Origin of the sequence: Arcobacter venerupis (genome assembly GCF_013201665.1) — a bacterium.
GTDB lineage: Bacteria > Campylobacterota > Campylobacteria > Campylobacterales > Arcobacteraceae > Aliarcobacter > Aliarcobacter venerupis.
Window position 1 is genome coordinate 1,468,527 of sequence record NZ_CP053840.1, and the last position, 25,395, is coordinate 1,493,921.

27 protein-coding genes and 1 tRNA gene are annotated in these 25,395 nt (G+C 25.8%); 14 read left to right on the forward strand and 14 right to left on the reverse strand.

Translation table 11 applies throughout. The annotated features are described in order from the left end of the window. Positions 1 to 20: 20 nt before the first annotated feature. The 5 genes from AVENP_RS07265 to AVENP_RS07285 all read right to left on the reverse strand — a co-directional run bounded on the left by AVENP_RS07265 (position 21) and on the right by AVENP_RS07285 (position 3,837). On the reverse strand, positions 21 to 410 hold the full coding sequence (locus AVENP_RS07265) for a heat shock protein transcriptional repressor HspR (RefSeq protein ID WP_128358564.1): 390 nt from the start codon (positions 408 to 410) through the stop codon (positions 21 to 23). A 10-nt stretch (positions 411 to 420) separates the two neighbouring features. Beyond that, entirely contained in the window at positions 421 to 1,281 is an 861-nt protein-coding gene (locus tag AVENP_RS07270) for a DnaJ C-terminal domain-containing protein (RefSeq protein WP_128358563.1), read from the reverse strand. A gap of 77 nt (positions 1,282 to 1,358) precedes the next feature. After that, entirely contained in the window at positions 1,359 to 2,852 is a 1,494-nt protein-coding gene (locus AVENP_RS07275; RefSeq protein ID WP_128358562.1) for a sensor histidine kinase, read from the reverse strand. Continuing rightward, positions 2,849 to 3,466 carry a chemotaxis protein CheX gene (locus AVENP_RS07280; protein ID WP_128358561.1) on the reverse strand — a complete coding sequence of 206 codons (618 nt, stop codon included), beginning with the start codon at positions 3,464 to 3,466 and terminating at the stop codon, positions 2,849 to 2,851. Before AVENP_RS07280 ends, AVENP_RS07275 begins: the two co-directional genes overlap by 4 nt. Then, positions 3,466 to 3,837, reverse strand: coding sequence for a response regulator (locus AVENP_RS07285; RefSeq protein ID WP_128358560.1), 372 nt, complete (start codon positions 3,835 to 3,837; stop codon positions 3,466 to 3,468). The genes AVENP_RS07280 and AVENP_RS07285 overlap by 1 nt, the downstream gene beginning before the upstream one ends. Positions 3,838 to 3,952: 115 nt before the next feature. Between AVENP_RS07285 and AVENP_RS07290 the strand changes: the two genes are divergently transcribed. The 10 genes from AVENP_RS07290 to AVENP_RS07335 all read left to right on the forward strand — a co-directional run bounded on the left by AVENP_RS07290 (position 3,953) and on the right by AVENP_RS07335 (position 12,724). After that, a complete protein-coding gene (locus tag AVENP_RS07290) occupies positions 3,953 to 4,279 on the forward strand; it encodes a hypothetical protein (protein ID WP_128358559.1) in 327 nt (108 codons plus the stop codon). Then, positions 4,272 to 5,426 carry an FAD-dependent oxidoreductase gene (locus tag AVENP_RS07295; RefSeq protein WP_128358558.1) on the forward strand — a complete coding sequence of 385 codons (1,155 nt, stop codon included), beginning with the start codon at positions 4,272 to 4,274 and terminating at the stop codon, positions 5,424 to 5,426. The genes AVENP_RS07290 and AVENP_RS07295 overlap by 8 nt, the downstream gene beginning before the upstream one ends. Positions 5,427 to 5,444: 18 nt before the next feature. After that, positions 5,445 to 6,026 carry a hypothetical protein gene (locus AVENP_RS07300; RefSeq protein WP_172664251.1) on the forward strand — a complete coding sequence of 194 codons (582 nt, stop codon included), beginning with the start codon at positions 5,445 to 5,447 and terminating at the stop codon, positions 6,024 to 6,026. A gap of 7 nt (positions 6,027 to 6,033) precedes the next feature. After that, positions 6,034 to 7,002 (forward strand): L,D-transpeptidase, encoded by a 969-nt coding sequence (locus AVENP_RS07305; RefSeq protein ID WP_172664253.1) that lies wholly within the window; start codon positions 6,034 to 6,036, stop codon positions 7,000 to 7,002. Between the two features lie 98 nt (positions 7,003 to 7,100). Continuing rightward, positions 7,101 to 8,246, forward strand: a complete 1,146-nt coding sequence (locus tag AVENP_RS07310) for an acyltransferase family protein (protein WP_128358557.1) — start codon at positions 7,101 to 7,103, stop codon at positions 8,244 to 8,246. Between the two features lie 401 nt (positions 8,247 to 8,647). Next, a complete protein-coding gene (locus AVENP_RS07315) occupies positions 8,648 to 8,875 on the forward strand; it encodes an acyl carrier protein (protein ID WP_128358556.1) in 228 nt (75 codons plus the stop codon). Then, positions 8,875 to 10,014, forward strand: a complete 1,140-nt coding sequence (locus AVENP_RS07320) for a D-alanyl-lipoteichoic acid biosynthesis protein DltD (RefSeq protein ID WP_128358555.1) — start codon at positions 8,875 to 8,877, stop codon at positions 10,012 to 10,014. The genes AVENP_RS07315 and AVENP_RS07320 overlap by 1 nt, the downstream gene beginning before the upstream one ends. Then, complete coding sequence (locus AVENP_RS07325) at positions 10,015 to 10,155, forward strand: hypothetical protein (protein WP_172664254.1); 141 nt, start codon at positions 10,015 to 10,017, stop codon at positions 10,153 to 10,155. Beyond that, entirely contained in the window at positions 10,155 to 11,291 is a 1,137-nt protein-coding gene (locus AVENP_RS07330; protein WP_128358554.1) for an MBOAT family O-acyltransferase, read from the forward strand. Before AVENP_RS07325 ends, AVENP_RS07330 begins: the two co-directional genes overlap by 1 nt. Beyond that, the gene (locus AVENP_RS07335) at positions 11,288 to 12,724 is read left to right on the forward strand and encodes an AMP-binding protein (protein WP_128358553.1); all 1,437 of its coding nucleotides are present in this window, start codon (positions 11,288 to 11,290) and stop codon (positions 12,722 to 12,724) included. Before AVENP_RS07330 ends, AVENP_RS07335 begins: the two co-directional genes overlap by 4 nt. Positions 12,725 to 13,020: 296 nt before the next feature. Here AVENP_RS07335 and AVENP_RS07340 read toward each other — a convergent pair. The 3 genes from AVENP_RS07340 to AVENP_RS07350 all read right to left on the reverse strand — a co-directional run bounded on the left by AVENP_RS07340 (position 13,021) and on the right by AVENP_RS07350 (position 14,141). Continuing rightward, a tRNA-Leu gene (locus tag AVENP_RS07340) sits at positions 13,021 to 13,105 on the reverse strand. Between the two features lie 57 nt (positions 13,106 to 13,162). Next, on the reverse strand, positions 13,163 to 13,441 hold the full coding sequence (locus tag AVENP_RS07345) for an HU family DNA-binding protein (protein WP_128358552.1): 279 nt from the start codon (positions 13,439 to 13,441) through the stop codon (positions 13,163 to 13,165). 121 nt (positions 13,442 to 13,562) lie between these two features. After that, on the reverse strand, positions 13,563 to 14,141 hold the full coding sequence (locus tag AVENP_RS07350) for a class II aldolase and adducin N-terminal domain-containing protein (protein ID WP_128358551.1): 579 nt from the start codon (positions 14,139 to 14,141) through the stop codon (positions 13,563 to 13,565). A 60-nt stretch (positions 14,142 to 14,201) separates the two neighbouring features. Here AVENP_RS07350 and rsmH point away from each other — a divergent pair, with 60 nt between their 5' ends. From rsmH to AVENP_RS07365, 3 genes are read left to right on the forward strand one after another with little or no spacing between them, the layout of a single operon-like run. After that, positions 14,202 to 15,104: a 16S rRNA (cytosine(1402)-N(4))-methyltransferase RsmH gene (gene rsmH, locus AVENP_RS07355; RefSeq protein ID WP_128358550.1), complete on the forward strand. Its 903-nt coding sequence runs from the start codon at positions 14,202 to 14,204 to the stop codon at positions 15,102 to 15,104. Next, a complete protein-coding gene (locus AVENP_RS07360) occupies positions 15,097 to 15,351 on the forward strand; it encodes a hypothetical protein (RefSeq protein WP_128358549.1) in 255 nt (84 codons plus the stop codon). Before rsmH ends, AVENP_RS07360 begins: the two co-directional genes overlap by 8 nt. Beyond that, complete coding sequence (locus AVENP_RS07365; protein ID WP_128358548.1) at positions 15,348 to 18,437, forward strand: efflux RND transporter permease subunit; 3,090 nt, start codon at positions 15,348 to 15,350, stop codon at positions 18,435 to 18,437. The genes AVENP_RS07360 and AVENP_RS07365 overlap by 4 nt, the downstream gene beginning before the upstream one ends. A 33-nt stretch (positions 18,438 to 18,470) precedes the next feature. Here AVENP_RS07365 and AVENP_RS07370 read toward each other — a convergent pair whose 3' ends face one another. Further along, positions 18,471 to 19,745, reverse strand: coding sequence for a C40 family peptidase (locus AVENP_RS07370; protein ID WP_128358547.1), 1,275 nt, complete (start codon positions 19,743 to 19,745; stop codon positions 18,471 to 18,473). A 127-nt stretch (positions 19,746 to 19,872) separates the two neighbouring features. Between AVENP_RS07370 and AVENP_RS07375 the strand changes: the two genes are divergently transcribed. After that, positions 19,873 to 20,271, forward strand: coding sequence for a hypothetical protein (locus AVENP_RS07375; RefSeq protein WP_128358546.1), 399 nt, complete (start codon positions 19,873 to 19,875; stop codon positions 20,269 to 20,271). A 24-nt stretch (positions 20,272 to 20,295) separates the two neighbouring features. Here AVENP_RS07375 and AVENP_RS07380 read toward each other — a convergent pair whose 3' ends face one another. The 5 genes from AVENP_RS07380 to glmS all read right to left on the reverse strand — a co-directional run bounded on the left by AVENP_RS07380 (position 20,296) and on the right by glmS (position 25,216). Beyond that, positions 20,296 to 20,574, reverse strand: a complete 279-nt coding sequence (locus tag AVENP_RS07380; RefSeq protein WP_128358545.1) for a c-type cytochrome — start codon at positions 20,572 to 20,574, stop codon at positions 20,296 to 20,298. 116 nt (positions 20,575 to 20,690) lie between these two features. After that, positions 20,691 to 22,256: an AMP-binding protein gene (locus AVENP_RS07385; RefSeq protein WP_128358544.1), complete on the reverse strand. Its 1,566-nt coding sequence runs from the start codon at positions 22,254 to 22,256 to the stop codon at positions 20,691 to 20,693. 10 nt (positions 22,257 to 22,266) lie between these two features. Then, a complete protein-coding gene (locus AVENP_RS07390) occupies positions 22,267 to 23,451 on the reverse strand; it encodes a glutamate mutase L (RefSeq protein ID WP_128358543.1) in 1,185 nt (394 codons plus the stop codon). Continuing rightward, positions 23,448 to 24,812: a methylaspartate mutase gene (locus tag AVENP_RS07395; RefSeq protein WP_118886253.1), complete on the reverse strand. Its 1,365-nt coding sequence runs from the start codon at positions 24,810 to 24,812 to the stop codon at positions 23,448 to 23,450. The genes AVENP_RS07390 and AVENP_RS07395 overlap by 4 nt, the downstream gene beginning before the upstream one ends. Then, a complete protein-coding gene (gene glmS, locus AVENP_RS07400; protein WP_128358542.1) occupies positions 24,809 to 25,216 on the reverse strand; it encodes a methylaspartate mutase subunit S in 408 nt (135 codons plus the stop codon). Before glmS ends, AVENP_RS07395 begins: the two co-directional genes overlap by 4 nt. Positions 25,217 to 25,395: the final 179 nt, after the last annotated feature.

Consider the following 25,395-nt stretch of genomic DNA (forward strand, 5'->3'; position numbering starts at 1 on the left):
ATTATTTTTTCATAAAATTATTATTTTTTATTTTTTTCTATAATAACCATATCAAAAGAACTATGCTGAACTACTAAAGCCTTTGTATCTGGAACAACTGAGAGATTATTTATACTTTTTATTTTTGTTTTATAAATATGAATATCATTTTCCAAAATTTTTATTTTTTGATTTAGTTGTAAAATAATATCAACACCAGCTAAATTTACACCCAGTTCTCTAGTAAGTGTTAACACATATTTTATATGGTCTATATCTTTTTGAGAATAGAGTCTTATTTTCCCATTCGTTCTAGAGGGCTTGATTAAGCCCTCTCTTTCATATTGTCTGAGTGTTTGTGGATGAATATTCAAAATCTCTGCAACAGCAGAAATAAGATATACAGGTTCAATATAGCTATTTGTTTCCATAACTGAACCTTTAATTAGAAGGAAGTTTTTCTTCTAAGATTTTTACTAAATCTTCGTCTAAATCTTCAAGTTTTGGTAAGACAATATTTGCTTTTAAATATAAATCTCCTCTAATTCCTAATTTTCTATTTAAAACTCCAAGTTCTTTTACTCTAAATCTTTGATTTTGTTTTGTATTTTGTGGAACTTTTAATGTGATGTCTTTATGAATTGTTTTAATTTCAATTTTTCCACCAAATAGGGCAGTTTTTAAAGGTAAATCAAAAGATTTAACTAAAGTATCACCAGTTCTTTCATAATCAGGACTTGTTGCAACATTAATTTTTAAAATTAAATCGCCTCTTTGTCCTTGATATGTTTTTCCTTTTCCTTTAGCTCTTATTTTTTGTCCATCTTCAATTCCTTCTGGAATTTTTACATCAAAGGAGTCATTATTTATGTTAATAAATTGTTTTCCACCAATAACTGCAATATCAAAAGGAATAGTTATTTGAGCATTTGTATCTAAGTCAGGTTCACTAAACCCTCCAAATCCACCTTGTGAGAAACCAGATCTTCCAAATCCACCTCCACCACCAAACATTTGTCTTAAAATTTCATCTAAATCAACATTTGAGCCTTGACCACGAGCAAAGTCATGAAAATTTTGTCCACCAAACATTGAGTCACCATGTTGGTCATATTGTTGTTTTTTTTCTGGGTTACTTAAAACCTCGTATGCTGCGTTAATTTCTTTGAATTTATCTTCAGCTTTTGGATCTTTATTTACATCTGGATGATATTTTCTAGCTAATTTTCTGTAGGCTTTTTTTATTTCATCTGCTGATGCATTTTCACTTATTTCAAGTGTTTCATATAAACTTTTTGCCATTTTTCAATCCTATTATTTGAATAAAATATTTTAATATTTAAAAATTTATTATATCACAAAGGTTGAGTCAATGTCAATCAAGTATTGTTTTTTAATGATATTTGGAAAAGCGCACCCTCACACTCTTGATTTTCGAAAACAAATTTTTGATTACTAACAGATATTTTACCTTTCATACTATCTTGAATTATTTTATGAGTCATATATAGTCCTAAACCTGTACCTTGGTATTTATGTTTTGTAGTGAAATAAGGTTCATATATTTTATTTATAATTTCTTTATCTATTCCACCTGCATTATCAAGTATTTCAATTAGTACACTATCTTCTAGTTGTTTTGTAGTGATTTTTATAAGTCGTAATTCATCTTGTTCTCTTTTTGATGCAATTGCATCACTTGCATTATGTAAGATATTAATTAATGCTTGACTAAATTCATTTGTAAAATTATAAATATAAATATCTTCATCTAAATCTAGCTCAATTCTAATACGATTTTCATTTAATATTGTCTCTATTAATGAAATATTATTATTAATATTTTGAGTTAAATTAAATAGTGATTTCTCTTTATCCTCTTTTAAAAAGTCTTTAAATACATCAATTGTATTTGATAAATGCTCTGTTGTTTCCGAAATTAATTTTAAAGCATCAACTAACATTTTATCTGTTAATAAACCTATCTCTTTTTTTAGTTTTGTACTTGATGATGTAATAGATATTATATTTAAAGGTTGTCTCCATTGGTGGGCAATATTTCCTATCATTTCACCCATTGCTGCCATTTTTGTTTGTTCTGCTAAGAGATTTTCTTTTCTTTTAATTTCACTTATATCAATTATTGTTAATACTTTAAAGTTTTGAGTTTTAATCGTTGTATTTTTTATATTTACAAGGGCTTTAAATGTTGTTTTATCTTCTCTTGTAATAGTAACTTCTACAGGTTTTGTATGAACTTTTTCAAGAATATTTTGGTTTAAATTTAAATCTTTAATATCTTTGTTTATAAGAGATTCTTTTGATTTATGATTACACAGTTCAATAGCTATTTGATTACAGTTAACAATTTTATTGTCTTTAAAAACAATAATTGCTTCCATTGTAGTATCAAATAAAAGTTTTAATTCTTCATTTTTTTCTTCAACTTCTTCTTTTACTTCTTTTAATTTATAATTTATTTCAGATAAAATAGTTGTATCATAAATATAAATAATAGCTAACTCTTTTTCAAGGTCATAAGGTGTAATTGTGACACTTTGCTGCATTTCATTAAAAACTTTATCTGCAACTTTTGATAGTTCAATATTTATTAAAAATTTACTACTTTGTGGAGTATAAAAAGTTGAAGAGTTTAATTTTAAAGCAGTTGTAACTTTTCTTATTAACTTTTTATCATCAATTTGAGGATAAAAATCTTTTAAATTTTTATTAATTATATTTTTTGCACTAATGCCTGTTCTAATCTCAAGCCATCTATTCCAAAATTTTACTTCTAAGTTTTTGTTGATAAGGATTATTCCATTATCAACTGTATTGCAAATTACGTCAAATTTATCTACATTTGCAATCAAAATTCATCCAATATTTTATTAAGTTTTTCTTTTATATATAAAATTGAGTTATCAGTTGTGAAAATAAAAAGTTCTGCATTTATATCTAAATCTTCAAATTTTAGGTGAGTAGAGATTATAATAACTTTTTCATATTCTGAAATAAATAGATTTTTAAGTTGATCTATTGAAGTAAGAGTTTTTATGGTTGGAGCTGAAAAAGAGACATTTGTATCAATATCTTCTGCTAATTGACTAATTGTTGATGATGATAAAATATTTGTTATTTCTAAGACAACATCAGCAATTTCTTCTTCATTTACTTCATCTTCTTCTAAACCAAATTTATAAGCAATATTTTTTGCAGATTGTTTGTCTATTACAAACATATTTTCACCACAAAGAATTCCATTTATTTGTTGTAAAGATACTAAATGAGGAACGTCTAAATTTAATTCTTTTGATAAATAAGATTTAAGTTCATCCGCATTTATTATTTGTATTTTTGGAATAGATAATTTTGCAAAAGCGTGAAGAATTTCACTAATTGCTGCTGTTGCACTTCCATAAGCCACATTCATTAATTCTTGTAAACAATCTTTTTCATCTTCATTTAATGTTATATCTGGTTTCATTAATTATCCAATTCGTTGATTCTTTTGAGTATTTGTTGCATCTTTTCTAAATCAATAGGTTTTTTTATAAAGTTAAATGCTCCTAATTGAGAAGCTTTTTCCATAGATAATTTTTGAATATCTGCCGAAACAATTATTACTTTTGCATTTTTATCAAATTTTTTTATTTTTTCTAGTGCTTCAAACCCATCCATAATAGGCATAGTTAAATCCATAAAAACTAATTTAGGTAGATGTTCTTTGTATGTATTTAAAGCTTCTTGACCATCTTGGGCTTCAAGTATTTCTACATTATCACCTATAACATCTCTTAATGTTTTAATAACCATTTTTCTTGCCATTTTTGAATCATCTGTAACTAAAATCTTCATAAATCTTCCCTATTATTCAATTGAACAAAGATTTTATCTAAAATCTAATAAAAATAACTTTTTTTTAATAGGGAATATACTAATATAATCTTTTAGTGAAAGGAAATTATTATTTATGTTTTCTAAAGATGAATGGACACAACAAGAGTTATTAAAAAATAAAAATGAGTTAGAAAAAAAAGGCATCAAAGTTATTTTGATAGACACAATTTTAAAACCTATTGAAAATGTTGAAACTATGCTATATAATCCACCTTTAATGCAGGAACTTCCAGAAAATACAGTTTTTGTATTTTATTGTGATACTGGAAAAACTACAAAAGAAAGATTAGAATATTATAAAAAGAAATTTCCTAAACATAAATGTATTAGTTTAAAAGGGGGACGTGGTTATTTCAGACCAAATCTTCAATTTTTTGAGAAATCGGATAATAATGAATAAAAAAGAGTTTGATTATGTAATTGTTGGAGCTGGAATTGCTGGCTGTTCATTGGCACATTTTTTATCAAAATATTCACAATCAGTTTTATTAATTGATAAAAATAAAGATGTAGCTTTTGGCGCAAGTGGAGCAGCAGGTGCTTTTTTATCTCCACTTTTGGGGAAAGCAAATAAATTTAAAGATTTAATAACTAAATCTTTAAACTTTTCAATGGCTTTTTATAAAGATAATTTTCAAAAAGAAATAATAAATTGCGGAACATGTAGAATTCCAAAAAATCAAGAAGATGAAGATAAATTTCAAACATATATTCCATATATGGATTTTGAGTATGAAAAATATGAACATGGATATTTTTTTCCAATAGGAACTACTGTAAAACCATATGAACTTTGTAGAAAATTATCAAATGAAACTGAAAAACTTTTTGATTATGAAGTGAAAATAATAGAAAAAGAAGAAGATTATTGGATTATAAATGATGATTTAAAAGTTAAAAATCTTTTTTTAACAACAGGAGCTGATGTTTCTTTAATAGAAGAAAAATATTTGGATATTAGAGCAGTTTGGGGTCAAAAAATAGATGTTTATACAACAACAAAAATAGATATAAATTATCATAAAGAGTGTTCATTATCTAAATCTTCAAAAGAAAATATTGTATCAATTGGAGCAACTCATAATAGATTTGATAATGATGAGATTGATAGTAGTTATAATTTAAAGTTAAAGAATATCAATGAAATGAAACATAATGAATATACTAATAATATTATTCAAAATGATATAAAAGAGCTTTTAGAAAAAGCAAATGATATAAAAACTTTAAATAATGTAAAAGTTTTGGATGTAAAAATAGGAGCAAGAGCTTCTAGTGTTGATTATTTTCCAATGATTGGAAAGCTGGTAAATTCAGCAAAGAGTTTTGAAAAATATCCTCATTTGAAAAATGGTTTTCAAATAAAAAATGAAAACTTAGAGTTAATAGATAATCTTTACATTTTAAATGGAGTAGGTGGAAGAGGTTTTGTTTTATCACCTTATTTAGCTTACAATTTAGTTGAAAGTATTTTTAATAATAAAGAATTAGAAGAAGAAATTACAAATTTTAGACTATTTAAAAGATGGGCTAAGAAACAAAAATAATAGAATTTTAGGAAAGAAATGATAAAGAATAGTTTTAAAATTGTGATATTAGGAATTATAGGATTTGCACTTTTAGTTTATTTAACAGCACCTAAAAATCCAAATAATATAGTTGTAAATGAAAACAAAAATATTTTAAATATAGATTATATTCCAAGATATTTTGAACTTGTGGGCAATAGTCCTTATGCGAAATTTGAAACACTTTTTCAAAAAGGTGTTGAGAAATATATAATAGTTTTAAATCATGATAGTTTGGCTTTATTTAAAGATTTATATAAATATACAAATAAAAATATAGTGTTAATTGCAAATATTTCAAATACTCCTTGGATTATAAAAGAACTAGCAGTTAATGAAAAACTTCAAGAGATGTATAAAGATTCAACAATTCCTTTAATAAATGATTCTAAAGGCTCTTTTGTCAATAGTTTGGCTCTAAAAGATAATACTCAAAATAAGTATTTTGTTTATAAATTAAATAGTGATGGATCTATTATTAAAGTAAATGAAGGTTTAGTTAAATTAAATATTTTACAAGATGGTATTTCTCAAGAAGAGTCTAAAAATAGTTTAGAACAATTAGTTAAGACTTTTTAATTTTTAAATGATTAGAACTCTTTTTTATATACTTTTTTCCCAATTGTTACTTGTTGGTGCAGATTTAAAAAACTACACAATAGCTGTTTGCACAACTTCTGATTTTGAAGGTGCAATGGAGTGTAAAAGAAAAATACTAAGAGATAATAATTTGGAAGTTTTTATTGTAAAAGATAAAGATAAGAAATTCAAAACATATTATGGTTCTTTTAAAAGTTATGATAAAGCCGAGAATACATTAACAAAAGCATCTTCTTTTATTAAAAATCAAAAATCTTTAGTAAAAGAACTTTCTTACGATTTAAAAAATATGAATAATAAAAATCCTTTATTTATTGATTTAAATTCACTTAATGAAAAATCAAAAAACACAAATGAAACTACCTTTGCAATGAAATACTTGGATGAGTTAAAAAGTATCAGTCTTCCTAAAATTAGTGAAAATAAGAATAAAAGAGTTACTGATAATATTCTAAAAAATGAACCAAGCCGTAATATTACTTTATATGATCAATTAATCATCGATGTTAATTCTTCAACTAATACAATGATTTTGAAAGGTAAGCTAAATAATAAAATCAGGAATCTACAAACGTATGTCGTTTCAACTGCTAAAAAAGATATAAGAAAACCAACAGGAGAGGGAAGTGTAACTGCAATAACACTAAATCCAATTTGGTATCCAACTCAAGATACAATAGAAAGTTTTAAGAAAAGAGGAATTGATTTACCTGCTGTTGTCTTTCCTGGAAATAAATACAATTATATGGGTGCTGCAAAGATAAGTCTTAGTCATATTGTAGATGGGAAAAATACTTTTAGAATACATGGAACTTTAAGTGAAAGTACAATTGGTTCAAATGAATCAAGTGGTTGTATTCGAATGAAAAATAATGAAGTAATTGAATTAGCATCATTATTAAATAAATTTAGAGATTCAAAAAATATTGATAATATAAAGGTTTATTTGAAATAATTATTCCTTTTATTTAAAAAGAGTTATAATATGCGCAATATTTTTTTGAAAAATAATTATATTTTTTAAAAAAAACTAATCAAAATCTGGGAGCATATATGCCTATTACACTTACTGATGATATCTTCAGGACAAATCTTATTGTAATTGCTATTTTAATAGCAGTAGTTCTTTTTACTTTTTCTAGGACAAAACGAATTGATTTATTTCCTATTCCTGTTACTCAAGAGTTAAAAGGTTTAGGAATCTTAACGGTTGTTTTTGCACACTTTGCTTACATGTTAGTGACAAATGCTGATTTTCTTTTCCCTCTTTCTATAATTGCAGGAGTTGGTGTAGATTTATTTTTATTTATGTCAGGATATGGTTTAACTGTTGGAATGTTAAAAAAACCACTTCCATTAATGGATTTTTATAAAAGAAGAGCTATTAAAATCTTTATTCCATTTTGGGTTGTAACAATTCTTATTTTTGCTGCAAATGCAATATTTTTAAATATTCATTATCCTGTACCTTATATGTTACAGTCTTTAATAGGTTGGTTCCCAACTGCTAGAGGTTTTGATGATGTTAACTCACCTTTTTGGTATATAACTTGGATGATGATGTTTTATATTCTTTTCCCAATTGTATTTAGTGTTAAAAAACCTTGGTTAAGTGCTTTAATTTTGGCTGTAATCGCAACTTTGATTGGTGTATATAATCCTTTAGAATTGGGAGATAATTGGCTTCATAGACTACATACGGTTGCATTTTCTTTAGGTATGGTTTTTGCTTGGATTTTATTTGAAACAAAAGATAAAGAGAATAAATTTGTTACAGCATTTAAAAAATTTAGAGATGAATCTACATTTATGTCTTATGTTGTAATACTTTTAATGCTTGTACTTGTTGTTTATATGTCTTTACATACAACAGCTAATCATTGGCCTTTATTAACTTCAATTTTAGGACAAGGGTATTTTGTTGATCAGCTTACTTCTATAGTTATAATGTTTGCATTTATTGTTATATTTATTCTTAAAAAGTTTGATAATAAATTTTTAGCAATTTATGGAATTTATTCATTTGAGGTATATTTAATTCACTGGCCATTAATATCTCGATATGATATTTATTTTGATATTTTACCTGCTTGGGCAGCAGTTACTGCTTGGATTATTACTTTTATAGTTGTTAGTTGGTTATTACAAAAAATTACTACACCACTTGGTGCATGGATAGATAATCGTTTAGCAAAATAATAAATCTTCTTTAAAATTTAAGTGTGGAAACTTTCCACACTTAAAAAATACATTATTTCTTTTCTTATAATTCATATTAATAATATATTTATATTTTTACTTAAAAAACACTTAAAAAAATATAAAAAAAATATAAAAATAGATTTTGATACAATTTGAAACAATTATTAAAAATAAAAAGTTACAAATGGATTAAATATTGACACTATGGTCTTTGCTATGTCAATATTCACAACTTTATTTTGCTTAATTTTTCTCTTAAGTATAGAGTTGATTTTATCTACAAAGTAAAATGTATTTTAAGATAACTAAACAGATATTTTTTTACTTATAACATATGAATAATAGTGAAATAAGTTTTTAAAATATAGTAAAATATTGAAAATTTTTTAGGAGAAAAAATGGATTTAATAGAAAGAATAAAACCTTTAGTAGAAGAAATCGCATTTAAACCAGTAACTAATGAAGAAGCATTATATACTTCAAATCTGATTGATAGTATGGGAACAGTTGACTTAGCAATGATGTTAGAGGAAGAATTCAATATAAAAATTGATACAAGAGATATTATTGAAAGTAATTTTGATAGTGTTGATAAATTAGTGAATTATATTAAAAGTAGAATTTAGTGAATAAACTTTTTACAAATATTTTATCTTTTATATCTGCATCTATAGTAGTTATATTAGTGATTTATTTCGGTAAAGATATTATTTTAAATTATTATGCGAAACCTTTACAAGATTCATTACAAAAAACAGTTAGTTTACAAAGCGATTTAGAAACTGGAAAAATCGTTGTATTTGGTTCCTCTGAATTGGTACTTTATCCAAATCAAAAATTTTTACCTCAAAATTTTTTTAATAATGATTTAAATTTGCCTTTAAGAGTTCAAGGAAATGAAGGGCAACAAGATTTTGTAATAATGGCACAACTTGCTGCTTGTGATAATGATATAGTAAGACAAAATGCTAGAGTTGTAGTTCTTTTATCTCCTAGTTGGTTCACAGGTAGTAATGATAATGGACTTATAATGCCAAAATTTTTGGAATACATGTATTCAGGAATGATGAATAAGCTTTATTTTCAAAGTGAAACAGATGATAAATATAGAAATTTAGTTAGTGATTATATTCAAAAAAATATATCTCTTATAAAAGATCCAAATTTTATATATAAATTTCCATTAGATATTTTAGAAAATGATTATTTAGATAATGTAATTAAAAAAAATTTAATTGAAGCTTTTGATAGTAAAGATATTAATCCACAAATTGTAACTTATATTAATCCAAAACTTGATTATGATAGTTTAAAGATTGAGGCTAATAGTGTTGCTCTTTCAACTTCAAATAATATTTATGGAATTAATAATGAATATTATACAAAATATATTGAACCTCAAATACGAAAAAGAAACTTCCCTTTCTCAATTGTTGTTCCACCAGAATTAGATAAAAACCAAGAATATCAAGATCTTTTGACATTACTTGATTTTTTTAAAAGTTATAAGATTAAACCTCTTTTTATAATGCAAAACTTAAATCCTTATGTTTTTGAAAAAAATAGAGATGAAGCAAATGAACTTATGTTGAATATAAAATCAAAAGTTTTAGAACATGGATTTGAATATTTAGATATGTGGTCATATAAAAAAGAAGACTATCAAATAGGTAGTATGACAGATATTGTTCATATGGGTGAGTTAGGTTGGATTACAGTTGATAAAAAAATTATTGATTATTTTATGACAAAAAAAGGAAATTAAATGAAATATTTTTTTAGAAATTTCTTTATATATTTGTTATTAATTATTGGATTTTCTTTTTTTATTATTGATAAAAATATTGAAGATTTAAGTGGACAAGATCCTGAATCAACTGTTGAATTTGTTTATGAGGCCTTTTAATGGAGAATATTTTACCTTTTTCGGGAATTGTCTTTTTTATTATGTTTTTTGTTTTTGTGATATTTTTATATTTATTTAAAAATATTCTAAATAAATTTATTTCTTATAGTATGGTTTTATTTATTGCAGTTATATTGTATATAATTTTTTGTATACCTCATGCAGATAAAATCTTATTTTTTCTTTTATATGTTTATGTTATTTATTGGATATTTGTATCAAATAAGTATCAAGAAACAATATTTCCAATGATTCTTGTTGCAATACCAATGATAATACATAAGATTGATGTAGATCCTTTGTTTAAAATTCTGGGTATTTCATACATAACATTTAGAACTATTCAAGCAATAGTAGATAGTCACAATTATGGAAAATTATCTTTTGTTGAGTTTACTTCATTTTTATTATTTCCAACAACACTCTTAGCAGGTCCAATTGATAGATCATATAGATTTCAAGAAGATTTACAAAAAGGTTATGAAAACTTAACTTTAAGTAATATTGGAAAAGGTTGGGATATTTTAATAGTTGGGATTTTATTTAAGTTTATTTTTGCTGGTTTAGTTGATAACTTTTGGCTTTCAAATATTGATGAAAAAAGTACTAATTTGCTTGATATGATAAATTGTGCATACTCTTATACTGTATATTTATTTTTTGATTTTGCTGGTTATAGTGCCATGGCTGTTGGTTTAAGTATTATGATTGGAATTAATATTCCTATGAACTTTAATCATCCATATTTAGCTCCGAATCCACAAGATTTTTGGAGAAGATTTCATATTACTTTAGGTTCTTGGTTAACAGATTATTTCTTTAAACCTTTATATAAATATTTACATAATTTTAATGTTTTAAAAGGAAGAAGATTATTAATTCAAAATCTTGCAATTATAGCCACATTTTTACTTATGGGAATGTGGAATGGTTTTACTTGGTATTTTATTTTTAGTGGTTTTTTATTTGGGCTTTACTCTGCAATTCATAACATATATGTAGTTTATGTAAAAAAAGGTGGATTTGATTATTTTACGGTTTTCCCAGATATTATAGCTTTAAATTTAAAACGATTTTTAATGATAAATGGTGCAGTTTTCGCACTTTACTTTTTTAGTGGGAGAGTTCCTATATGAGATTTGATTTACAATTATTAGATTTTGTTGATTGTGACAAAAATTTTGAAAAATTAGCAATATGTGCTAGTGATAAAGATTTAACTTGGCTTGAATTTAAAAGTGAAGTTGAAAAACTAAAAATTGAAATTTTAAACTATAATCTACCAAAAGGTCATCCAGTTGTTATTTATGGACATAAAGAAGCTAAGTTTATAGTAACAATGACTGCTTGTATGAGTTTAGGTTTACCATATATTCCAGTTGATACTATTTATCCAAAAGAGAGACTTCTAAAAATTGTAAATATTGTAAGTTCTGCACTTATAATAAATACTATTGATGATACTTTAGATTTTAATAAAGATAATTTAAATACTTCATATAATCTAAATGACCCAATTATATATATTATATTTACATCAGGAAGCACTGGTGAGCCAAAAGGTGTTCAAATAACACAAAATTCAATATTAGATTTTAATGAGTGGTTAGAGTCTGATTTTAAATTTTCAAAAGATAGTGTATTTATGAATCAAGCACCTTTTAGTTTTGATTTATCAGTATATGAACTTGTTGGATTTTTATCATTTGGTGGAACTATTATTTTAAATAGTAGAGAACTACTTGAAAATCATATTGAGTATTTTGAGCGATTAAAAAAATATAGTTGTAATACTTGGGTATCAACGCCTTCGTTTATTAGTAAATATTTACTTTCATCTGAATTTGTAGCTAATGAAATAAAAAGTTTACAAACTTTCCTGTTTTGTGGAGAAGTATTGCCTGCTATGACTGCAAAAAGAATTTTGAATAGTTTTCCAAACTCAAAAGTTCTTAACACTTATGGGCCAACAGAAGCTACTGTAGCTACTACTTTAGTAGATATTACACCTGCAATAATTGAGAAGTATTCAAAAAGTTTACCAGTTGGGTATGTAAAAGAAAATACAGTAATAAATTTATTAGATATTGATAGTGAAAATGTTGGAGAAATAGAAATAGTTGGTGATAATGTTTCTATTGGGTATTTTAAAAATGAAGAGTTAAATACTCAAAAATTTGAAGCAAAATATGAAAAAAGAAGTTTTAGAACTGGAGATTTTGGATATTTTGAAGATAATATGCTTTTCTTTGCAAATAGAAAAGATGAACTAATTAAACTTCATGGTTTTAGAATAGAAATAGGGGAGATTGATAAAGAGTTCACAAATAATAAAAAGATAAATGAATCAATCACAATTCCTTTAAAAAGAGGAACAGAAGTAGTAAAACTAATTACTTTTATTATCACAAATACTCAAATCGAAATAGATGAGCTAAAAAAAGAGATTTCAGAAGTATTACCATATTACATGATTCCCTCAGACATAGTAGTTCTAGATAAATTCCCATATAATACAAATCATAAAATTGATAAAACTCAATTGATTAATATTTATAGAGGTGTTTAAAAGTAATAGAACATTTTTTACAAAAAAAAGAGTTGACTTTGAAGTTAATTATTTTTTATAATAACCTACTAAAAATATTATAATAAATACAGTAATATATAATAGACTTTCAAAAAAAGTAATTTCTTCAAAGAATTTATAAACCACAGGTATAAAAAATATAGATATTAACTTTTGTAAAAATAATATTGATTTTGCATTTGATATTAATCTCATTAAATTACTGCTAACTATATATGTATAATAGAGATATAAGCCACTCAGGAAGATAGTAAAACATGTTTAGTTTAAATAGGTGGTACCGCTAGTCGGACTCGAACCGACATACCCAAAGGGCGAGGGATTTTGAATCCCTTGTGTCTACCATTTCACCATAGCGGCATTATAAAAATAAAAAAAGGAATTCATTATTAATGAATTCCTTTAAATAAGACGAGATTATTTAGCTGCTACAGCTTCTTTTAAAGCTTTACCAACTTTAAATTTCGCAACAGTTGTAGCGGCAACATTAACAGTTTTGTCAGTTCCTGGAACTTTTGCTGTTCTTGCAGCTCTTGCTGCAGTTGTAAATGTTCCAAATCCAATAAAGCTTACAGATTCATTTTTTACTAATGATTCTGTAATCGTATCTAATACAGCATCAACTGCACCTTTTGCATCTTTTTTAGATAAACCAGCTTTTGCAGCTACTGCGTCAATAAATTCTGCTTTGTTCATGGATGAACTCCTTGTATAAAATTAAATTGGGAAAACTTTATAGTATTTAAGCTTTGAAATAGCTAAAACAAGGGGATTTCTTTAATATTTCAGTTGAAAAATAATCATAATTGATATTTTTTCATTCAAAAGAGGTTTTTATGCTCAAAAGTCGACAAGAATTTTCTAGAATAGCCATTTTTTTTACAAGGGAACTTACATCTCTATCATAGACATAAGTGCCAATTCCTTTTATTATCATTAGATTATTTTTAGACTCTTTTAAGTATTTTGTGATTTCTAAAGCATTTCTTTTATACCAAGTTGAAAAATCACCTGGATCGTATATTAATATTTCTCCAAAAGTTGTTTTTCCAAAAAAATCTTCAAAAACTATTTTATCGTGTTCAAAAGTATATGCTGTAGTGTAAATTGGCATCCCAAAAGCTATATATTTGGCTTCATGGATATTTGCATATATTGTGGCGTGAATATGAGACTCTATACTTGCAATATTCCATCTGTAATCTTGCTTATTTATATTTAAAGTACAAAGTGATTTTTCATCCATTTTATCAAAAATTGCATCACCTGTATTTATTGTAAAATTGTATTGATCTAACTTTGCAGAGATTGCACCATGATAAATACCAAAAAAGTTTTTACTAAACATTGTTAGGGATAAATCTGAAAGTAACTTTACGACATCTTTATCAATCATTTTAAAAGCCTTGAATATATTTTTAGATATTATACTGCAATTTAAATAAGGACCGTTTTAATGAATATTCCACACATACCTGTTTTATATAATGAAACATTAGAAGCTTTCATAAATATAGATACTGGTTATATAATAGATTGCACAACTGGATTTGCAGGTCATAGTAGTGGATTATTAAGTTCAAACCAAAATGTAAAATTAATTTGTAATGATCAAGATGATGAAGCTTTAGAATTTAGTAAAAATAGATTAGCTCCTTTTGAAAATAGGGTGATTTTTAATAAAGGAAATTTTGAACATGTTATTGATACTTTTAAAGATTATGAAATAAGAGGTGTTTTAGCTGATATTGGAGTTTCTTCTTTGCAACTTGATAAACTTGAGCGAGGTTTTGGGTTTGATAGTCTTACTTTAGATATGAGAATGAATCAAAATCAAGCTTTAGATGCGGCAACTGTAGTAAATACATATTCTACAAGTGAACTTGAAAGAGTTTTCAAAGAGTGTGGAGAAGTGAGAGAATATAAAAAAGTTGCCTCATTAATTGTAAATAATAGACCTTTTTCTAGTGCAAAAGAGATTTCAGAACTTTTATTAAAAAAGATGTCAAAAGGAAAAATTCATCCAGCAACTCTTCCTTTTCAAGGAATTAGAATCGAAGTAAATGATGAGCTAGGAGTTTTAGAGCGACTCTTTGATTCATTAGAAAATGCAAAATTTAAAAACTGTATAGTGGCTATCATCTCTTTTCACTCTTTAGAAGATAGAATTGTGAAAAATTACTTTAAAAAATGGACAAAATCATGTATTTGTCCAGAGGGTGTTTTTAGATGTGAATGTGGAAATAATCACGCTTTAGGGAAAATTATTACAAAAAAACCTATAATTCCAACTGCCCTTGAGATTAAACAAAATCCAAGAAGTAGAAGTTCTAAATTAAGGATTTTTAAATTTGACTAAGTTAAATTCTCGTAATTCATTAATAATGGTTTTTTCTCTGTTATTTATTGCATTATTTTTATATTTCCCAAAGATATATTTAAGAAATAATATTTATTACACAAGTAAAGATATAAATAAATTATATGCTCATTATATATCGTTACAAGAAGAAAATACATTTTTATCTCAACAACTTGAAGATATGAAGTTCAAAAATCAGATTATTGACTCTTTGTTATTTAATCCATTGGATCAGAAGAAATGATAAAAACTCTTATTGAATTTTCATTAAGAAAACCTCTTTTAAATCATTTTATTCTGTTTTTTATCTGTTTACTTGCTTTTTTCTCTTATTTTAAAATCCCAAAAGAAATTTTTCCTCCCTCAGCTTTAGATGCGGTTGTTATAAATGGTCATTATAGTGGAGCTAGTTCGGAGTTACTTGATAAAATTGCTGTTTCAGATATTGAGGATGAATTACTTGGTTTAAGTAGTGCAGATAAAATATCTTCAACCATAAAAAATGGTAGTTTTTCAATAAATGTGGATTTAAAAGATACTTATAAAGCAAAAGATATTTTAGACGATGTAAAAGATATTATTACAAAAATTAAAACAAATCTTCCCTCAGATATGGATGAACCAACTGTAAAAGCTGTTGAACATGCTTTTCCTTTAATTACAGTTGCTGTTTATTCTAAAAATAATGATTCAAAAGAGTATTTAATTGATATTGCAAAAGAGGTAAAATCAAAGGTAATGCAATTAAAAGATTTATCACAAGTTTCAGTTTTAGGAGAAAGTGATAAAGAGTTGTTAATGAGTTTTGATGATGAAAAAATAAATGCTTATGGCTTAACTAAAATCTCTGTTATTAATGCTATTTCAAATTTAAGTTCTATTTTTCCAATTGGAATGATAAAAGATACTTCAAAACACTATTATCTTTCAACTTTTAATGGTGAAAAAGATATAGAAAAAATTAAAAATACAATGATAAAAATAGATGGTAAAACCATATATTTAAAAGATGTTGCAAATATAAAATATACTTTAGGAGATGTATCAAATATTTCTCACTTTAATGGGAATACAAATATTGCTGTTGGAATAAATAAAGGTTTACAAGGCGATGCAATTGAGCTTGTAAAACAAATAAAACAAATCACAAAAGATTTTGAAGCTAAATATACAAATCTTGAATTTGATACATATATTGATACTTCTATTTGGATTAAAAATAGGCTAAATACTGTTGTTTCAAATATATTATTTGGGCTTATTTTACTTTTTATTGCTTTATATTTTTTCATAAATTTAAGAATTGCAATAGTTGTTGCAGTTGGAATTCCAACTTCTTTTATGATTGGACTTATAAGTGCTGAATATTTAGGATATAGTTTAAATATGCTCTCACTTTTAGGAGCTTTAATTGCTTTAGGAATGTTAGTTGATGAAGCTATTGTTGTGGGAGAGAATATTTATAGACATTTAGAAATGGGAAAAGATAGATTCACAGCAGCAAGGGATGGTGCTATTGAGATGTATCCAGCTGTATTAACAGCAACTGCTACAACAATATTTGCATTTTTACCAATACTTTTAATGACAGGAGAAGTTGGAAAATTTATGCAAATACTTCCAATAATGATAAGTATTTTACTTTTAAGTTCTCTATTTGAAGCTTTTTTCTTTTTACCTTTACATGCAAAAGAAATTTTAAGAGTAAATAAAGTTGAGCGAAAATCCCATAAAGTTTGGGAGTTTAATTATAATCTTTATGGAAATATTTTGGCTTTTTTATTAAAAGGGAAATATATTGCAGTTTTTTTAATGATAGGTTTAATTATAGTTTTTTCTGTAATAGTTTTTAAAACACAAAAATTTAAATTTATGCCAGCTTTTGATTCAACTCAAGTATATATAACAGGTTCTGTTGGTGTTGGTAAAAAAATAGAACAAACAGAATCTTTAGTTTTAGAACTTGAAAAAAAGATGTTAAACTCTTTGGATTTTAAAAATAGTATAAGCTCAATTAGTTCTGTGATTGGTATGAAATTAGATGGACAAAATCAACCTCATTATGAGGAGTTTTATTTTCATGTTTTTGTAAATTTAAATGAAAGAGCGGCTGATAATTTTTTTGATAAATACATAAACCCATATTTATCTCCAAAATATGATGATTCTAATATGATTAGAACTGCAAGTGCCCAGCAAATAGAAGAGGAGTTAAAAAAACTTTTAGATTCTGATATAAAATCAAATAAATTTGAAGAGTTAAAAGTGTTTGTTCCTCAAGCTGGAATTGTAAAAAATGATGTTGAAATAGCAATTTCTGGTAAAAAAGAAGAAATTTTAAATGCAGTTAAAGAGTTAAAAATTAGTCTTTCAAAAATTGAAGGTGTTTCAAATATAGCTGATGATTTAATAATTGGAAATTATGAATTAAAATTTAAAGTTAACTCATATGGAAATAATTTAGGAGTTTCTGAAGAGACAATTTTAAACCAATTAAGGCCTTTTTATTTAAAAGGAACTTATTCAAAAATGTTTGATGATAAAGGAATAGTTGATGTTATTTTTGAAAGTGCTCACAAAGATGTGATAAATAGTTTAGATACTTTTTCTATAACAACACCATCTAATCAAAAGGTATTGCTAAAAGATGTTGTAGAATTTATACAAACTCCATCTTATTCTCAGATTTTTAAAGAAAATAATGAACAAATTGTAAGTGTAACAGCCTCTTTAAATAAAATAACTTCAACAGAACTATTTGAAAAAATAAATGATGAGATTATGCAATTAAGAAAAAAAGTAACTTTAGATATAAAAGGTGAACAAAAAGAGAATGAAAAAGTTCAAAGAGAGATGGGACAAGCAGCATTAATTGCAATAGTGTTAATATTTATGGCTCTTATTTGGATGTTTGATTCTATTGTTAAACCTTTAATTATTCTAAGTACTATTCCTTTGTCGATTCTGGGCGTTTTAATAGGTCATATAGTAATGGGAATTAATATTTCAATGCCAAGTTTAATTGGAATGGTTGGGCTTGCAGGGGTTATTGTAAATGATGGAATTATTATGATGGATTTCATTAAAAAAGCAAAAAACATAAAAGAGTTACTAGAATATGCAAAAATGAGATTAAGACCAATTGTATTAACTTCAATCACAACAATTTTAGGACTTTTTACTTTGATATTTTTTGCTTCAGGTCAGGCTTTAATCCTTCAGCCAATGGCAGTTTCTTTAGGATTTGGAATTTTATGGGCTACAGTTTTAAATCTATATTTTGTTCCAATGGTTTATAGAATTATATATTTAAGAAAAGCTATAGATTAGTTATAAGCTTTAGAGTATTTAAAACTCTAAAGTTTATAAAACAACTATTCCTAAAATTTTATTTAAAATATTACTTTCTTCTGTGTAATCTTTCATACCAATTCCTGGTTCTAAAGTTGTAACAGATGTTTTTCCAATAATATGTCTATATTTTCGTCCATCACTATCTTTTAATCTCACACTCCACATATCATGTAAAACTAAAGGTTCATTTTCTTTAAGTCCAATATAAAGCATAATATGACCTTTTAAATATACTAAAGTTGAGAAAGGAACACCATTTTTTCTAATAAACTCTTTCTTCTCATCATTTGTTAATTTTGACATATCAAGATATTTTCCATTTGATATTTGTGATTTTGAGTTTCTATGTAAAAATTTCCCAAATGTTGCAAAATAATCTTGTGTGAAACTTGAACAATCTCTATTATTTAATAATCCACCCCATCCATAAGGCTCATTTATTAATTGTTCTGCAATTTTAATTCTATTTTGAGTATTAAAAGTAAGTGGCATTGCTTCAACTTCATCTGCATTTAAATCTATATATGAAATAAGAGCATTTTGATTATCATCTTTTTTTGCAATTATATATTTATTATTTTCTTTTGGGAAAATAGTAGCAACTTTTACATATTCTCTAAAAATTGGGTCATAAATTGGGAATTTCTCTTTTACAGATACAAAATAATTTGAATTTTTAAACTCTTTTATAAATTTATCATCAACAAAAGCAATACTATTTATTTCAACCCAACCTCCAACTGCACTTGATTCCATATAAGCCCAAGCTCTATCTTTTGAAAGGTGCGAAACTATTATTGGTGTATTGATTTTAATTAAAGAGTTTTGATTGTAATCAAAGGGAAAACCTTCCCCTGGTTTTGTTGGGTCATAAAACATTGGAGAGTTTGTAGGAAGAACTCTTATATTTGCATTTTTTAACATGATTGCTTTTTTAGGTGCAATATTATATTGATCAAAATTTGAATTAGCAATTTGTTTATCAAACCATTCAGGTGTTGCAATTCTGTGATTTTCTAAATATACAGTTTTGTTTTTATATGATTGTCCCCAGATAGCTTCAAGTTTAGAGTATGAAACTTTTGACGCATTCCATGGTTTGAAATATTTACTGAAATAATCATTAGCAGCTTTATTTTGATCCATAAAATCATCTTTAGCTTGTTTTGCTAAATTATTAATATCATTATTATTTGCTTGAATAATTGGCTCTTTTATTGAACAAGCAGTAAATAATATAATTGAAGCCAAAAGAAGTAGTAATTGTTTATATTTAATAATCATTTTAATCCTATAAATAAATTTTTTTGTGATTGTACCATTTTATGGGTAAAGATTTTATTCTAAAGATTATAGAACCTTTTTTTTAGTAATTTATAGTTATAGTAAATAAATTATTTAGAGGAAAATTATGTATAAACTCTCAATTAATAAAGATTTATTTGAAAATATTTTATTAAAAAAAATTAATATTTTAGAAAAAGAGAATAATAATTATTGGAAAAAAGAGCTTCTTGAACCAAAAATAATAGATGATAAATTGACATATACAATCAAACAGATAAAAAAACTTCTTATTGCAAATGGCTTAGGAAGTGATAAACCTCAAATAATAGTTGAGTGTCTAAAAGTTGATTATTCTATTGAAAAAAATGTTTTTGAGTTTTATATAGGAAAAATACTTGAACAAAAAAATATAGATATTAATGAAAATCAAAAAGATAAAATGATTGAACAGTTATTAAAAGAGAAAGAAGAGTTAGAAAATATATTAATAGAGATAAAAAATAGCAATATTTTTAATAACTAGAGGTGTCTCTAGTTATTATTTGGATTATTTAATGATTAAATCAGCAATCTCATTCATTGTAGCTTCATCCATTCCTTTTACTTGAGCAGCCATTAAACCTTTTGTAGCTCCACCGTAAGTTCCAGCTTGATAACCTTTTAATGCAGCAACAAAGTCAGCCTTTGTCATATCTTTGATAACTTTTGATTTTCCCATAGCAGCTTTTTCTCCATTTGCACCATGACAAACAACACATTTATCATAAGATCCAGCAAAAGCAACACATGCAGTTAATAACGAAGCAGCAATAACAATTTTTTTCATAGACAATCCTTTTTATTTTGTTGTTTTAATTATAATCTAAATTAGATTAGATTCTATTGACTTGTATCAATAAATTTAAAAAAAATAAGAGAAAATAATCTTTTCTCTATTTCCCCTTATTTTAAGATAAGCTCTTTTTTTAGCTCTTCTTTATTAATTCTATTTTTATCTGAAGGAATTAAAGGTAAAGATTTTTTATAAATAATTTTAGCAGGTATCATATATGAAGCTAAATGATTTTTTAATTCAAATAAAATTTCACTTGAATTTAACTCATTCTTTCCAGAATAAACTAAAACTATCTCTTCTTCAATTTCATCATTTTCTATTGAAAAAACTGCACATTTTTCTATTTCTTTAATTTCTCGCTCAACTACAGATTCTATTTCAAAAGGATTTACTCTAAAACCTCTAGTTTTAATCATATCATCATGTCTTGATACAAAATAAAAATATCCTTCTTCATCTTTATAAACATAATCTCCAGTTTTTACGACAATTTCATCGTTTAATTGACCTTCAAGATTAATTACATTTTTTAAAATATCAATAGATTTAAATCTTTGCTCAGTTACAAGTGGAGCATTCCAAAAACCTTTGTAAATATATCCACCTCTATGAATTAACTCTCCCACAACTCTTGGTGCACACTCATTTCCATTTGCATCAATAACATATAATTCAACATCAGGAATTGCTTTTCCAATAGATTCAGGTCTTATTTTTAATTGACTTGGATCTAAATAAGTTGATCTAAATGCTTCTGTTAATCCATGCATTGAGAAAAATTTAGCATTTGCAAAATATTTTTCAACATCAGCTATCATTTTAGCCGTTACATTTCCACCAGATGAAGTGATAATTCTTACATTTTTTAATAACTCTGCACTTGGAAGTCTCTCTTCATCAAACATCTCTGTAATATTTATAGGCATTAAAGGAAGAACCGTAACTTTGTCATTAATAATATGATTAAAAAAATCATTTGGTAAAACAAATCTGTGAAGTGCTATTGTTGCTCTTTTATAAAGTGAACAGAAAATTTGATTTAATCCATAATCAAGATTAAATACTAAAAGTCCAGAAAGAACATCACTCTCTTCTAATTTTAAATATTGAGATACAACACGTGCTGAATCAATTAAGTTTCTATGTGAAATAACAATACCATTTGGTTTTCCAGAAAGTCCAAAAGAGTAAGTAATAACTGCATTATCATGTCCATTTACATCACAAGAATATGGTTTATTATAATATTTATAAATCTCTTCAAATGATGGTAACTCTTTATGAGTAGTTTCATAAGAGATAATATGTCCATCAAATTTAATCTCTTCAATTGATTCAATTTTGATTTTATCAGTAATTATACATTTTATATCGCAATCACCAATTATATATTCAACTTGTTCTGGTTTAAGTAATTTTGTTAATGGAACCAATACATACTGTGTTGACAAAATTGCTAAAATAGCTACAACTTGGTCTATTCCTTTATTTGAATAAACTCCAATTCTACTACCTTTTGGTAAATCTAATTCACTTAAATAATAAGCAATTTGATTTACTTTAGTAAAAAGTTCACTGTAAGTTAATTTTTCATTTCCAAAAACTAATGCATTTTTATTTGGGTTTGAGATATTTGCATCTTCTATTAATGTTCTAATACAATTTATTGACATTGTTTTCCCCTTATTGTTGTGTAATACCAAGTGTCCAAATATCATAATTTGAATCCAAGATAATAGATGGATGAATATCTGAAGTTAAAATCTTTTTATAAAAAAATGAAATAATATCCTCAGCTTCTTCAAAACTTAATACTTTTGTAATTCCACCTGTTAATACAATTGATTTTAGTAGATTTAACTTTAATTTTATATATAAAGGATGAGCTTCACTAACTTTATATAAAACTAAGAAAATTGCTAATTGCATTAAAATTCGTAAACTTTTTGGTGAATCTTCATTGAAAATATTTTCTGTTACTTTTAAATGAGCTAATAATTCATAAACAAATTCATTGTTTTTAGCTGCAAATATTAAAGACTCTTTAGATTTAAAAACTCCAAGTTTTTTGAAAACTAATCTATCATATTCATTTTCAGTAACCATATTATCATAAGATAAATCTTTAGAGTAGTGAATATCAGTTGTTGCTCCTCCAATATCTATTAGAATAAATGGATTTACAACCGCAAATTTACTATCTATAAAAGATAGAGTTTTATTTACAATATATGGAGTTGAAAATATTTGATTTGAAGTTAAATCATATAAATGTTTTATATCTTCTTTTCCTTCAATATCAGCTTGGTAAAGGTTTGTTAAATATTGTTTTAAAGGTTCTTCAACAACATGAAGTTTATTGTTTATGATATTTTCTACAACTACTAAATTTTGGATATTACCACTTAAATACTCAGCATCTTTAGTTGTTCCTGCAAATACAATATTTGAAAATCTTAAATTTCCTAAATAGTTAAATAATTTATCATCAAAAACATTATCAACACTATTAATTCCACCAACAACAATTACCACATCAATTAAATCACTAGGAATTGAAGTGGTTTCAATATCTTGGTATAAAACTGTATTAATAATATTAATCCCAGAGTTATAAGCAATATTTGTAGCAAATTTTAGTGAAAAAGAGTTTGTGATTCCAATAATTAAAGTTGTTAATCCACCATTTGCAGATGAACAGATAAATACTTCATCTTTTTTAAATTTAGAAATCGTATCAGAACATTTTGATAATAAATCATCATAAATATCTTTATTAAAATCCCTAAAATGTTGTTCAACTTGGTTGTTTGCACAAACTTTGAAATATGTACTTCCAACATCTATTAATAATTTATTTTGGCTCATTGCATAATTCCTATATCATGGATAATATCATTTACTATTGATGAAGCATCTTTGTTTAAGTCACATTGAGCTTTTTCATATTCAAAACATCTATCAGAAATTGGAAGATTTCCTTTTTTAATGATTCTAATATTTTTGTTTTTATCTCTTACAGTTACTACTTCATTGTGGTTAATAATATGTGGAGAGTATGGAACATCGATAATTCCTGATTTTATAGAGTTAAATACTTTTCTCCATAAAGTGTCAGCTTTGTCATTAAATACAGCTTCCATAATAGACATTACTTCACTTGTTACTATCTCTTCTTCTTGTTCATCTGAGATATTTGGAATACCTTGTAACATTCTTAGTGTATATTGTGTATTTGCAACAGTTTTTGCATTTGATTCACGAGTAGGAATACCAAATGCTTCATCTCTTGTTTTTGTAATGATTTTATCAGCTCGCACCATTGAAGCAATAACAGTTGAAGTATTGATTAGTGATTCTGAGAAATCTTTATTTGATGGAAATGCGCCCATCCATTGATGATAAACAAGATTTATCATAGCATCACCACATCCAATTTGTTCAGCATAATGTTTTGCCATTTTTCTTAAAACATTTGCAGTTACAATATCTTGAATCATAGAACCTGTTTGAGAAAATGAAACAGAGAAAGATTTTACGCCTTCTTCAAGTGATAAAAGCATTTCGCAAATTTGAATAACAATAGTAATACAAGGTGGCACTAATGTTGCTGTTAATGGGCCAAATGATTCTCTATTGATTGGTTCATTTAGTTTTGAGTAGTTAGCACAAATTCTTTCTACATACTTCCAATACATAAATGCTTTATCTAATGGAAAGTTTTTAGAGTAGGGTAAAAGGTAAGTAATTGGCCCACCTTCGATTTCAAAAATACCAGAAGCCAATGCCGTTTCAATTAAAAGTCTAGCATCTGGAGTTCCATGTCTTAATGAAATTGGTTTATCAAAATGAGTCATCATTTTTCTAGATGTTCTATAACCATGATTTACAAGTGGGTAACCATTTAACATATCAACTTCATTTTCTTCTGAAAGTTTTAACATTTTTGCACTTGTTGCATAGTCATTTAATCTTGTATTTGAATCAATTGTACATGGTAGTACATCAACATTTGCATCTACGAAAAACTCATAAAGTGAAAACATTTTTTTATAAGTTGGAAATCCACCACGTGGCTGAACTAACATCTTCTTTTTGTTTTTAAAATGGTGTGAAATAAATAGATTTTTTGAAGCGCCTTTTATAAACTCTTCAATCTCTGCAAAATCAAAATTATCTGCGTATTTATTTTGAACGATTATGTTTCTTTCTTCTTGAAGTAAACTCATTTTCTCTCTCTTAAATATTTTTCTAATTCATCAAGACCAGTATTTAAGTCAACTTGGTGGAATACTAAATCAAAACCGTAGTTTTTGAATTTTGGAACAAGTACACTTGCATCTCCCTCTCCAACAGCTAAGTTTCCACCAATCATAAATACAACATCTTTTAAATTCTTATATTTTGATTTTAAAATAGCAAGCTCTCTACACCAACCCTCTGCTTCACCATTTAGTGAAGATATAAGTAATACATCAGCATTTGTTTCAATTACTGCATCAATAAACTCTTCAAGGTATGTATTAACACCAAGATTAAATACTTCAAAGCCTCTTGCTTGTAGTGATATATCAATAAGTCTATTTGCAACTACATGTATATCATTCCCAACTACGCCTGTAACTACTTTCATATTTTCAACCTAATTACTAGTTTTTATTTGCTTTCATAAAGGGCAATATTCTATCTAAAGAAGTGTTATAAATTGTTTAGGTAAATGAGTGTGATTTTTTATTTATGTTGTATTTAAAATAGATTTTTGAATTTAGAAGAAAAAGGAGTAAAAGAGAAGAAGAATCTTCTCTTTTACAG